The sequence below is a fragment of the Flavobacterium piscis genome, assembly GCF_001686925.1.
Taxonomy (GTDB): Bacteria; Bacteroidota; Bacteroidia; order Flavobacteriales; family Flavobacteriaceae; genus Flavobacterium; species Flavobacterium piscis.
In genome coordinates this window covers 31,900-44,160 of sequence record NZ_LVEN01000013.1, presented here as the reverse complement: position 1 = coordinate 44,160, position 12,261 = coordinate 31,900, and the positions used below count along the sequence as shown (strand labels likewise).

Here is a 12,261-nt window from a genome sequence, read left to right as displayed (position 1 = left end):
AAAGCTGTTCATCACTGAACAGCTTTTTTTAGTTTGAATTAGTAATCTTCCTTATTCTGTAATCGGTGCGCCGGCTAAAATTTCAGCATTGGCAAACTCTTCAAATTTGGCGAAATTCGCTTTGAATTTCTGCGCTAATTCTAATGCTTTTTTATCGTATAACTCAGGATCTTCCCAAGTATTTCTAGGATTTAAAATTTCACTTGGAACATTTGGGCAAGATTGTGGTTTTGCGATTCCAAATATTGCGTGATTTTCAAATGCTACATTGTCCAATTCTCCGTTTAATGCAGCGGTAATCATGGCACGGGTATATTTTAGTTTCATACGCGTTCCTGTTCCGTATGCACCGCCGGTCCAACCTGTATTGATCAACCAAACTTTTACATCTGCGTCTTTCATTTTCTTGGTTAACATTTCTGCATAACGTGTTGGGTGTAATGGCATAAATGGTGCTCCAAAACAAGCTGAAAAATTAGGTTGTGGCTCTGTAACTCCAGCTTCTGTTCCTGCAACTTTGGCTGTATATCCTGAAATAAAATGATACGCTGCCTGACCTGGAGTTAATTTTGAAATTGGAGGCAAAATCCCGAAAGAATCTGCCGTCAAGAAAAATATATTTTTAGGATTGTGCCCAATAGAACCTGGCTGAATATTATCGATATGCGTTATTGGGTAACTTACACGAGTATTTTGAGTAATAGAAACATCATCATAATCGACTTCGTTTGTTCCCGGTTTGAAAACCACATTCTCTAAAAGCGCTCCTTTCTTGATCGCTCTAAAAATGTCCGGTTCGTTTTCTTCGGTTAAATTGATCACTTTTGCGTAGCAACCACCTTCGAAGTTAAAAACAGTATTTTCTGCAGTCCAACCATGTTCATCGTCTCCAATTAACTTACGTGCAGGATCTGCTGATAAAGTTGTTTTACCGGTTCCTGATAATCCAAAGAAAATGGCAGTATCTCCGGCTTCACCCACATTGGCGCTGCAGTGCATTGGTAAAGCATTTTTGAAAACCGGTAAAATAAAGTTTAAAGCAGAGAAAATCCCTTTTTTCATTTCTCCTGTATAACCTGTTCCTCCAATAAGAGCTATTTTTTTAGTAAAATCCAAAATAGCAAAATTCGACTGGCGTGTTCCGTCTACAGCAGGATCTGCCATAAAACTTGGCGCACAAACTACTGTCCATTCCGGAGTAAAGTTGGCTAACTCAGATTCTTCTGGTCGTAAGAACATATTGTAGCAAAACAAATTCGACCAGGCCGTTTCTGTAACAACACGAACATTTAATCTATAATTGGCATCAGAACAAACATAAGAATCACGAACAAAAACTTCTTTGTTTGATAAAAACTGAGTTACCTTATTATACAATTTTTCAAAAGCAGCTGGGTCAAAAGGAATATTTACATTTCCCCACCAAACCTGATCTTCTGTAATACTATCTTTTACAATAAAACGATCCTGAGGAGAACGTCCTGTAAACTCACCTGTATTAATTGCCAATGCGCCTGTAGAGTTCTCAACACCTTGGCCTGTTTGCAAAGTGATCGCATGCAATTCATCAGCAGATAATTGGTAACGAACTTTTGCATTTTCAATTCCTAAATCTTTTAACGAAATCGATTGCGTGAAAACGGTGTGACTGTCCATAAATTTTAAGTTGTGTGTGATATTTAGTAGGAAACAAAATTACAGATTTATTATTAATCCTTTAAAAAAAATTAAAATTTACTTTTATTTATATCAATAAAGTAAAATTTCCCCTTTTAAATCAATAAAATAAAAAAATAACGGCTCCCAATTTGTTTTCTTATAATCCAGTAAATGAATTTGTTATATTATTTACGTATTAAAGTAAAAAACAACAGAAATTCACATAAATAAGATTATATGTTATTTATGAGACAAAATTAAAGATTAATTTTTAGATAAAATTTTTTATTCGGGATTTTATGATTTTCTCCTCAAAATCGTAATAAATAATACCGCCCAAGCAATAATTAATAAGAAACCACCCAAAGGAGTTGCGAATACGATAATTTTGAAATCAAAAACTGTAAGACTTTTAGTAGCTAATAAATAGATAGAACCACTAAATAGAAGAACACCAGCAACAACCAAATTATAGATTGTTTTTACGGTTTTTTCGGCAATATCTTTTCTGGTCGAAAGAAAAAGTAAAAACAAAGCATGATACATTTGATAACGAACCCCAACTTCAAAAGTATTTAACTCTTCTATAGATAAATATTTTTTAAGTAAATGCGCGCCAAAGGCACCCAAAATGATCGACAACATTCCCATAAAAGCTGCTGCTAAAACAATTCTTCTTTTCATATTTTCTATACTTTTTTATTCTTCAACAAAAATACTTCAATACATTTTAAAAAGCATTTTAGATTTCAAAAATCTTTTCCGGAAAAAGAAATTCATTACAATTTGGCTTCAAAATAAAAAATAAAACACTTTTTGAAAATTAAAATTGTTATATATTTAACATTTTAATATATTTGTGTTACAAATTTAAAAAATGAGAAGTATTCTAATCTTTGGGGCCGGTAGATCTGCATCATCGCTGATACGTTATTTATTAGCAAAATCAGAAAGCGAAAACCTACATCTTGTCGTAGCCGACTTGTCTTTGGCATTGGCCGAAAAAAAGACTCAAAATCATCCGAACGCAACTCCAATTGCTTTAAATATTTTTGAAACCGAAGAAAGAAAAGCAGCAATCGAAAAGGCTTCTATAGTAATCTCGATGCTTCCTGCTCATTTGCATATCGAAATCGCCAAAGATTGTATCGAATTCAAAAAACACCTTGTTACAGCATCTTATATAAGCGATGCCATGCAGGCGCTTGACGAAGAAGTCAGGAAAAACAATTTGATTTTCATGAACGAAATTGGTCTCGATCCCGGAATTGACCATATGAGCGCCATGAAAGTTATTGACGAAATTAGGGCGCAAGGTGGCAATATGCTTCTCTTTGAATCATTCTGCGGCGGATTAGTGGCTCCTGAATGCGATAACAATTTATGGAATTACAAATTTACCTGGGCGCCACGAAATGTAGTTTTGGCCGGACAAGGCGGTGCAGCAAAATTTATTCAGGAAGGCACTTATAAATATATCCCGTACGGAACGGTTTTTCGCAGAACAGAATTTCTGGAAGTAGAAGGCTACGGAAAATTCGAAGCGTATTCGAACCGTGACTCGCTTAAATATAGATCGATTTATGGTTTAGATGATATCCTTACTTTATATCGTGGTACTATCAGAAGAGTAGGTTATTCGAAAGCATGGAATATGTTTGTGCAATTGGGCATGACGGATGATAGTTATATCATGGAAGATTCTGAGAACATGAGTTATCGTCAGTTCGTTAATTCGTTTTTGCCTTATCACCCAACAGATTCTGTAGAAATTAAAACAAGATTGATTTTAAAAATCGATCAGGATGATATCATGTGGGATAAACTTTTGGAACTGGATTTATTTAATCCCGACAAAAAAGTCAATTTACCCAATGCTACGCCGGCGCAAATATTAGAAAAAATATTGTCTGACAGTTGGACATTAGAGCCCAACGACAAAGATATGATTGTAATGTATCATAAATTTGGATATATCCTAAATGGCAAAAAACAGCAAATCGATTCGAAAATGGTTTGTATTGGTGACGATCAGACTTATACTGCAATGGCAAAAACCGTTGGCTTACCGGTTGCAATGGCAACATTATTGATTTTGAACGGAAAAATTACAACTCCGGGCGTACAGCTTCCGATAAAAAAAGAAGTGTATCAGCCTATTTTAAAAGAGTTAGAAGAATATGGGGTTGTTTTTAATGAACAAAACATGCCTTATTTTGGATATAATCCAGACTTATTTTAAGATCTGGTTTTGTTGGTTTTTTTTTTAGATTTTTTTTTAGTTTTTAATTTTATCCGCTTCTACTGACTAGAAGCGGATTTTTTTTACGTACTAAGTTTTTTTTCTAGCCACAAAGGCGCTAAGACACAAAGATTTTTGAATTGGCTATAGCTAAAAAAATACATTTAATTAGGATTAAAGATTTGGGCTGAAGCCAATTCTTTTCTAAAAAAACTCCTGATAAAGCTGGAGCCTATCCATATCAAAAGAAAACCTTTGGCCCTTTACCTCTCTGCTTCTTTGAACCTTAAAAAACTATTCCGCAGACTGAAACGTAATTGGTAAACTGTACATTACTCGAACAGCTTTTCCTTCCTGAGTAGCTGCTGTCCATTTTGGGGAAAGCTTTAAAACGCGGATTGCCTCATCGCCTAATCCGTAACCTGGATCTTTTATGGTTTTAATATCCGATAAGCTTCCGTCTTTTTCAATGATGAATTGCATATAAGCCTTTCCTTTGATCTTAATTTTATTAGCTTCTGCAGACATTTTAAAATTTTTCCCAATAAATTTATAGAATTCTGTGAGACCGCCTGGAAATTCAGGTAATTTTTCAACATCGGCGAGTACATAAAGGTCTTTTTCTTTAACATCAGCTTTGTTCAATGCTTTTTGAGCCGTTACTTTTGTACTAAAAACAAACAATAATAAAGCATATACTACACCTACACTAAATACTTTTAATACAATTTTAATCGGAGATTCTTTTTTGGTCATCATAAGTAAACGTTTTTTAGTTATTAAATAATTAATATTACTTGCTAAGGCAACTGTATTTTTATTTGAAGCAAAGTCCAATAATAGATTCTGATAACTTTTTACAGATCCAAACTGTTTATTCACAGCTTCATCTGCCAAAAATTCATGATTGAGTTTAATTGCTTTTTTATAAAAGACCAACAATGGATTGAACCAAAAAACAATTTGCAAAACTTCTATAAAAAGAATATCCAGAGTATGTTTTTGATCTAAATGTGCTTTTTCGTGCGCTATTAGTTCTGATGGAATTTTACCTTTTTCGAATTCATTTTTATTGATGAAAATCGATTTCCAAAAAGAGTGTGGCAAAATAGGTTGCTCGATTAAAACTATTTTTTCGCCTTGTATAAATTCTACCTGATTATTTTTTATTCTTTTGTAAAATGAATACAAATTCAGGACAAAACGAATCGTTAACATCAAAACTATAAAGGCATAAACGACTCCAATTAAAACAAACACAAAATCATTTATTGAAATCATCTCAACATTTTCATTGTTTTTTTGAATTACCAATTCTTCAAGTTGAATGAATCCAATTTTGTTAGAAAAACCAGAAGCAATCGAAATAAGTTGCAACGGAATCACGAAACTAAAAACCAAACTTCCCAATAGATAAATGCGATTAAAACGAAACATTTTTTCATTTTCAAGCCATAATTTATATACTGCATAAAAAACCAAAAGCAGTATTCCTGATTTTAAAAGATAGAGTATCATTTTTTCTTTTTTTGAATTTCTGAATCGATTATTTTTCTGAGTTCTTCTAATTCCGAAGTCGACAAATTGGTTTCTTTCGTGAAAAAAGAAGCAAATTGTGATGCCGAATTATTGAAAAAACTACTGATTAATCCGTTTACATGTTTCGAGAAATAGACCGTCTTTTCGACCAAAGGATAATATTCTCTCGAATTTCCGAATTCGTTATAGGCTACGAATTTCTTGTCGATCATTCGTTTCAAAAGTGTTGCCACGGTTGTGGTTGCTGGTTTTGGTTCCGGATACGCTTCGAGCAAATCTTTCATAAAAGCTTTTTCAAGCTTCCAAAGATGTTGCATTAATTGTTCTTCTGAGTTTGATAATTGCATGTTTTTATTTTTAAGGTGCTAAGGTTCTGAGATTCTAAGTGGCTGAGTTTTTTTTTGCCACTGATTGAATGATTAAAATGATTCTTTTGATGATTACGATTAATCTTTATTCTTTATTCTTTATTCTTTATTCTATATTCTATATTCTAAAAAAAAACCGCGTCAATCCGTTTAATCCGTAAAACCCGTGGGCTATTTATTGTATTGCTTTTTCTGAAATCAAATCCCCGTTATTGTATTTTTTAATTTCGGTTAGTTTTCCTTTATCTGAATAGAATTTCCAATCGCCAAAATAGAACCAATGTGTTTCTAGCGCATTGACTTCGATTTTTGTTTTTCCTTTTGATTGTAGTTTTCCGTTTTCATAATAATATCTTACGATACAGATTCCGTTTTTGTATTTTTCGGTTTTGTAGATTTTTCCGTTGATGTAGGATTTCCACTTTTTTACCGGCTGATCATTCTTATAATATTCGAACGATTTGTATGTCGTACTATCTTGTTCGTAATTATCGACCCAAAGTCCTTCTTTCTTTTTATCAACCTTCTGATTGATGGGTTTGCTTTTACAACTAAAAAGCATCATTCCGCAAAAAAATAGTAAAAGAAGGTTTTTCATATTTTTAGTTTAACTCTACATTCATAGATACTGCTCTACAAATGTAGAGTTAGTTTTTTAATATGCAAGAAAAAGTTGCTAAGTTTCTAAGGCTCTGAGTTTTTTAGAATACACAAAGTGACAAAGGTTTTTGAATAGACCCCAGCTTTAGCTAGGTTTACTGTAGGAATAAAGAGCATGGCTTTAGCCAAATAAATTCTCAGGTGTTTAAAAATTTTGTCTAAAGCCAATTCTTTTCATCTAAAAAATCCCCTGGCTAAAGCTAGGGGCTATTCAATTCTGATGCAAAAAACCTTTGTCACTTTATTCCTTTGCAACTTTGAACCTTTTTAAACCTTTGAATCTTCTTTAAGCGTTAGGGATAGGAGCGATATCCTTTTTGTTTTTTCTTTAAAAACAAAAAGATATAGCGGATAGCCCGACCGTAGGGAACGCCCATAAAAAAATCCGCTTACCCTTAAAGAATAAACGGATTTTATATAATTTGAGATTCATCTTTGTCAAAGTTTAAAACTTTGACAAAGAGCGAAACATAAAAAAATCTTTGTGTCTCAGTGCCTTCGTGGCAAAACTTATTACTTAGAAAGCTCTACGAAATATTTGTAAAACAACGGAATAGTTTCGATTCCTTTTAAGTAATTAAAGATTCCGAAATGCTCATTTGGCGAGTGAATTGCATCAGAATCTAAACCAAAGCCCATTAAAATGGTTTTGCTTTTAAGTTCTTTTTCGAATAAAGCAACAATCGGGATACTTCCGCCTGAGCGAACAGGAATTGCAGGAACGCCAAAAGTTTCTGTATATGCCTTGTTTGCCGCCTGATATCCAATACTGTCAATTGGCGTAACATAACCTTGTCCACCGTGATGAGGCGTTACTTTTACGGTAACTCCTGACGGTGCAATGTTGGTGAAATGTTTAGTAAAAAGTTCTGTGATTTCGTGCCAATCCTGATTAGGAACCAAACGCATGGAGATTTTAGCAAATGCTTTGCTCGCAATAACGGTTTTTGCTCCTTCGCCTTGATATCCGCCCCAGATTCCGTTTACGTCTAATGTTGGACGAATCGAGTTGCGTTCGTTGGTTACATATCCTTTTTCGCCGTAAACGTCGTTTAGGTCTAAGGCTTTTTTATATTTTTCTAAGCTAAAAGGCGCTTTTGCCATTTCGGCTCTTTCCTCAGCAGATAATTCCTGAACTTTATCGTAGAAACCAGGAATGGTAATATGATTGTTTTCGTCGTGCATAGAAGCAATCATTTTTGCCAAAACATTGATTGGGTTAGCCACTGCTCCACCGTATAAACCTGAATGCAAATCGCGGTTTGGACCAGTAACTTCGACCTCTACATAACTTAAACCGCGCAAACCTGTTGTGATCGATGGTTGTTGGTTCGAGATCATTCCGGTATCTGAAATTAGAATTACATCGTTTTTCAGTTTTTCCTGATTGCGTTCTACAAACCAGGCCAAACTTGCCGAACCTACTTCTTCTTCGCCTTCGATCATAAATTTTACGTTACAAGGCAAATTATTCGTTTGCACCATATATTCAAGCGCTTTTATGTGCATGTACATTTGTCCTTTGTCATCGCAGGCACCACGAGCGAAGATTGCACCTTCCGGATGAATTTCGGTTTTTTTAATTACGGGTTCGAATGGTGGCGATGTCCATAATTCGATTGGATCTGGCGGTTGAACATCATAATGTCCGTATACAAGAACTGTTGGTAAATTTGGGTCGATTATTTTCTCTCCATATATAATTGGATACCCCGGAGTATCGCAAATTTCGACTAAATCACAGCCTGCTTTTGATAAACTTTCCTTTACAGCCTCGGCAGTATCGATAACATCTTGCGAATATGCAGTGTCGGCACTTACCGACGGAATTTTTAATAATTCGATCAACTCATTGATAAAGCGATCTTTATGTTGTTGAACGTAGGACTTAATATTTTCCATTGAAATAATTTTTATAGAATTTCAAAAATACAAAAAAGAGAATTAATATTTTTTTTCAAAAAATGCTTTGAAATATAGAAGTTATGTTTATCTTTGCACCCACAATTGAGCGGATATGGTGAAATTGGTAGACATGCCAGACTTAGGATCTGGTGCCGCAAGGCGTGTAGGTTCGAGTCCTATTATCCGCACAAACATTAAGACTTAAATAACTGTTAGTCAGTTTTTTAAGTCTTTTTCATTTTGTATATTCCCCTAAAAAACACCCTGTATCTTATTATTTATTGTATTTTAACTTAAATTAATCGCTTTTAACTACTGGCTTCAAAATTTCTCTTTTGGCCAGCCACGTAATCTCAATTTCCGGATATTCATGTTTTAGAGAAGATTCGATTTCTTCATGTAAGTCTTTTTCATTCTCAACGTAAGTTGCGCTGTAAAATGAGTACACAGTCCTTATTTCGTCAATAAATGGTTCCTTAGGGTCGATAAATAATTTTAATGAGTCAATTGCTAAATAAATTATCCAAGGATATGGCCGAAGATGTCTATGCATATGGTGATTTATCCACTTATTTACCCATTCAATCTCATTCCATTTTAAATCTTTTGAATATAGAACAGATTTAAGATCTTTAGAAATTTTGATTAGAGAATTCAAACCAACAGTCTTACCTTTATTTGTAGCATAGTCGATACCTAAAAGCCCCCTTATACGGCTTTCTAACGCTAATCTTAAAGCGTAAATTGTCAAAAGGTCTGCATTGTAGTTATTCTGATTTTGATCTCTAATTTTATGAGTTATGAATAATCTTTGAGCAATGTCAAAATGAATTGCAGAAGGCAAAGTATTTGTGCTCACTAAAATAAAACTAACATCTTCATTAGAATCCAATATATTAACATATTTAGCAACATCTGCAATTACTACTTTAATCTGGTCTGTTAAATAATTATCTTTAATAGATCGGAGATAATCTGCCGCATTTTGAACGTGACATCTTATCCTTAGATTTTCTTCCCGTATCGACCATGTTGTCTTAAATGCATTTTGCTTTCTACAAGTTAGCGTTAGTGCTTTTCCACCAATTTCCTGAAGATAGTTAATTAAGAGTTCTACATTATCTTTAGTTAAATCGGTATAAACGGACTTTAAATAGATAGTCTTATTCAATTTTAGGTTTTTAAAATAGTTACTAAGTACTTTTGTATTTTGATCGTTCATATCAACGTAAGTTCTATTATACCGTGTAAAGCTTTAAGAAGTTCTTTCATTAGATATACTTTCATGATATAAAGTTACAGTAGTTCTATGTTCGGATCTTGCAGTATCATTATATATAATTAGAAAACGTGCGCCATTCAATTCTTCCGGGATATCTGTTAGTAATGTGTCAGCCTCAGTCGATGTTCCATGAAATGGCTTTAAAAAAATCGCTTCGACTTCCATCGATTGAAAAGGTTGCAAATTGTTAATTCTAGGCAATACTTGTAAGTATTTCAAAAAATTTCTTTCTTCGGCAATAGCAACATTGTAAGCCGGAACTTCTGAATTATTGTGAAGAGAAAATTTAAATTTCCACTTTAGTGTCCAATATTGATAAAGATCAGTTCCTGCGGGAATGGGTTGCTCAAACTCTAAGTTTTTTGAACTATATCCATGAGTCATACGTGATTTATAGTCGTACGTCAAATCAGCTTCAATAAAAGGAAGTTCTCGTAAAACTGGAGTTTTCTGTAGTGCTAATTGAAGCCTTTGTTCTGCAATAAACTTCCATTCTTTAAGTATTTCTTTGGTGTATCTCTGATGATCGCGATCAATGAGTGTAGAGCAATTTACACAAAGCCAAATTCCGTTTTCAATGCTAGTTCTATCACTACTATCCATTTGATCATCATATCTTGGCCCGCCGGAAGCAGCAGCGGATATATGTGCAGCAACACCAATATTCGTTGCTTTATTCGGATCAGTATTTGGCCCGCTTGTAGGTCTTTGGCAATCTGGATTACTGCAAGTTAAACTTACTCTTTTTGAAAGAATATCTTTAGTCTTAGAGGTAAAATCATCTCGGTTTTGCATAATATTATTTTAAAATTGCAGCTTTGTCTTACAGATTAAATACGAACCAATTTTTATTCATAAAGCCATTAGTTTACTTTTGCAGATCGTCAGGATCTATCCATGTAACCCCCATCCACTCGCAACCTGCTCGTAACAATTCTTTATCAACAGGTTTACTTTCTCGAATTATAACCCTACCCAATTTCACTATTTTGCCTGGCATTATCATTGCTGGTAATGAGATTGTACACCTTTCTAAATACTCAATATTTTTTGCATAGAAGAAAAGCATATCGGTCATCTCTATCAAACTCTTATCTAGTAAGGCATGAAAATCATCCATAACAACATTTTGTTCTTTAAGAAATTGACCATCTCGAACGAAAATTACGTACCCTCTATCACCAAACGAAATACAAATAGAACTTGAGTTTATGACATGAATAAAATTATATTTCTGCTCAGAGGTAAAATCAAATCTAAATACAGAACCAAATGGATCAGGATCGGTTTTAAATACTCCAGAAACGCAATGTAAAAAATGTCGCGATTGCTCAAGTGGATCTGAAGAACTAATAATGTCACCAATTTTATAACCTGGATTTTTTCTATCCCAATCTAAAAATTTATCTTTCAGTGTCAAAGCAAAATGAACTTTATTTGCCCATTTCCAAATATCGGAATCAGTTTCAGTTCCATTGGCAATCTTATTCTCTAATCCAGAAAAAAAACCTGTATTGCATCTTTTACAACAAGGGACGACCAGCTGTCTATATGATATGTCCGTTCCGTTGGCCATAGTAATTTGTTGATCCCATAAATTGAATTTATGTTGTAACCATTTTGGAAAAATATGCTCTCGTGAATCGGCACTTTTACCACAAACAAAACATGTCTCTTTAGTTAATTCAAATCCTTCTATTTTTGTTATTTTATACATATTTTGTCATAGGTTCCTATTAAAATTTCTGTATTCAAATCTTATCAACAGAAATGCAACGATCATACCCTCACTCAAAAGTAAATATTACAGTTGAAATATCTATTAACATCAAAAACCAGTAATTGCTAATTGCTTTTACATGTTATTTAATGCTCTTTGTTTTTCGCATTGTGATCAGATAGAACAACAGAGGTTATTTTAGCGAAATCTTTTTGAATTTGTTCTAATCTATAAGATATTTGTCTTATGTGTGTATCGCCCGGAGTGTGCATTCCTCCGCCTAAATATTCTTCAATATAAAGTTCATGAGATTTGCTTATTTTTTTTCCGTTGTCAAGCTTGTATGTCACGTTTATTTTAATTACATCTGTTGCTTTTTGATCAAAATCCCCTACAAGACTCGAGACGAGGTATCTGAACTTTTGCTTCGGATAGAAATTATGAATGCCGTTTTTTATTATTCCCATAGACCCTAATTTCAATACATCGAAATCATTATAATAGCTATAATCTTTAATTAATTTAAATTTAGCATCGATAGCTACTCCCGCTCCAGAGTTTTCAAAAATGATAAAAAGCAAACTAGGAGAGGCTTCTGCAAATTGCAAGTAAATATTAATGTCGGGTGTTGTGTAAAATCTCCGCATCAACATAGACTCCCTAATCATCAAGATCGTAAGTATAATAGTTCCTATTGCGGCAACCGCAACAACTGAATTTATTATATCGGAAGTACCCATTGTGCTAAAAAAACATTTTATTTGATTCATATATTGCAAAGCTAAAACTCCATTAAGTCAGGCAACGAACTGCTACGCTAACGTTCCCATGCTACAACCTGCTTTAAATTAAATTAAGGTTTACGTTTCGGTTAAACACAACTTTT

Annotated in this window: 11 protein-coding genes and 1 tRNA gene; 2 read left to right on the top strand and 10 right to left on the bottom strand. The window is 33.8% G+C overall.

Annotated elements, in window-relative coordinates; all coding sequences use genetic code 11:
• Positions 1 to 51 precede the first annotated feature (51 nt).
• Positions 52 to 1,656 (bottom strand): phosphoenolpyruvate carboxykinase (ATP), encoded by a 1,605-nt coding sequence (pckA, locus tag FLP_RS08865; protein WP_065449171.1) that lies wholly within the window; start codon positions 1,654 to 1,656, stop codon positions 52 to 54.
• A 300-nt stretch (positions 1,657 to 1,956) separates the two neighbouring features.
• The gene (locus FLP_RS08860; protein WP_065449170.1) at positions 1,957 to 2,343 is read right to left on the bottom strand and encodes a DUF423 domain-containing protein; all 387 of its coding nucleotides are present in this window, start codon (positions 2,341 to 2,343) and stop codon (positions 1,957 to 1,959) included.
• 193 nt (positions 2,344 to 2,536) lie between these two features.
• Between FLP_RS08860 and FLP_RS08855 the strand changes: the two genes are divergently transcribed.
• A complete protein-coding gene (locus FLP_RS08855; RefSeq protein ID WP_065449169.1) occupies positions 2,537 to 3,901 on the top strand; it encodes a saccharopine dehydrogenase family protein in 1,365 nt (454 codons plus the stop codon).
• Positions 3,902 to 4,195: 294 nt separating this feature from the next.
• Here the strand turns inward: FLP_RS08855 and FLP_RS08850 are convergent, their stop codons facing one another.
• The 4 genes from FLP_RS08850 to FLP_RS08835 form a co-directional block, all read right to left on the bottom strand.
• Positions 4,196 to 5,419 (bottom strand): M56 family metallopeptidase, encoded by a 1,224-nt coding sequence (locus tag FLP_RS08850; RefSeq protein ID WP_065449168.1) that lies wholly within the window; start codon positions 5,417 to 5,419, stop codon positions 4,196 to 4,198.
• Entirely contained in the window at positions 5,416 to 5,787 is a 372-nt protein-coding gene (locus tag FLP_RS08845; RefSeq protein WP_065449167.1) for a BlaI/MecI/CopY family transcriptional regulator, read from the bottom strand. The genes FLP_RS08850 and FLP_RS08845 overlap by 4 nt, the downstream gene beginning before the upstream one ends.
• 196 nt (positions 5,788 to 5,983) lie before the next feature.
• Complete coding sequence (locus FLP_RS08840) at positions 5,984 to 6,406, bottom strand: toxin-antitoxin system YwqK family antitoxin (protein ID WP_065449166.1); 423 nt, start codon at positions 6,404 to 6,406, stop codon at positions 5,984 to 5,986.
• A 575-nt stretch (positions 6,407 to 6,981) separates the two neighbouring features.
• Positions 6,982 to 8,370: a dipeptidase gene (locus FLP_RS08835; RefSeq protein WP_065449165.1), complete on the bottom strand. Its 1,389-nt coding sequence runs from the start codon at positions 8,368 to 8,370 to the stop codon at positions 6,982 to 6,984.
• Between the two features lie 109 nt (positions 8,371 to 8,479).
• On the opposite strand from FLP_RS08835, the gene FLP_RS08830 reads away from it, so the two are divergent.
• Positions 8,480 to 8,561: transfer RNA gene (locus tag FLP_RS08830), tRNA-Leu, on the top strand.
• A 110-nt stretch (positions 8,562 to 8,671) separates the two neighbouring features.
• Here FLP_RS08830 and FLP_RS08825 read toward each other — a convergent pair.
• The 4 genes from FLP_RS08825 to FLP_RS08810 all read right to left on the bottom strand — a co-directional run bounded on the left by FLP_RS08825 (position 8,672) and on the right by FLP_RS08810 (position 12,115).
• Positions 8,672 to 9,595: a hypothetical protein gene (locus FLP_RS08825; RefSeq protein WP_065449164.1), complete on the bottom strand. Its 924-nt coding sequence runs from the start codon at positions 9,593 to 9,595 to the stop codon at positions 8,672 to 8,674.
• 33 nt (positions 9,596 to 9,628) lie between these two features.
• Complete coding sequence (locus tag FLP_RS08820) at positions 9,629 to 10,450, bottom strand: HNH endonuclease (protein ID WP_065449163.1); 822 nt, start codon at positions 10,448 to 10,450, stop codon at positions 9,629 to 9,631.
• A gap of 73 nt (positions 10,451 to 10,523) precedes the next feature.
• Positions 10,524 to 11,372, bottom strand: coding sequence for a hypothetical protein (locus tag FLP_RS08815; RefSeq protein WP_065449162.1), 849 nt, complete (start codon positions 11,370 to 11,372; stop codon positions 10,524 to 10,526).
• Between the two features lie 149 nt (positions 11,373 to 11,521).
• Entirely contained in the window at positions 11,522 to 12,115 is a 594-nt protein-coding gene (locus tag FLP_RS08810; protein WP_065449161.1) for a hypothetical protein, read from the bottom strand.
• Between the last annotated feature and the right edge of the window lie 146 nt (positions 12,116 to 12,261).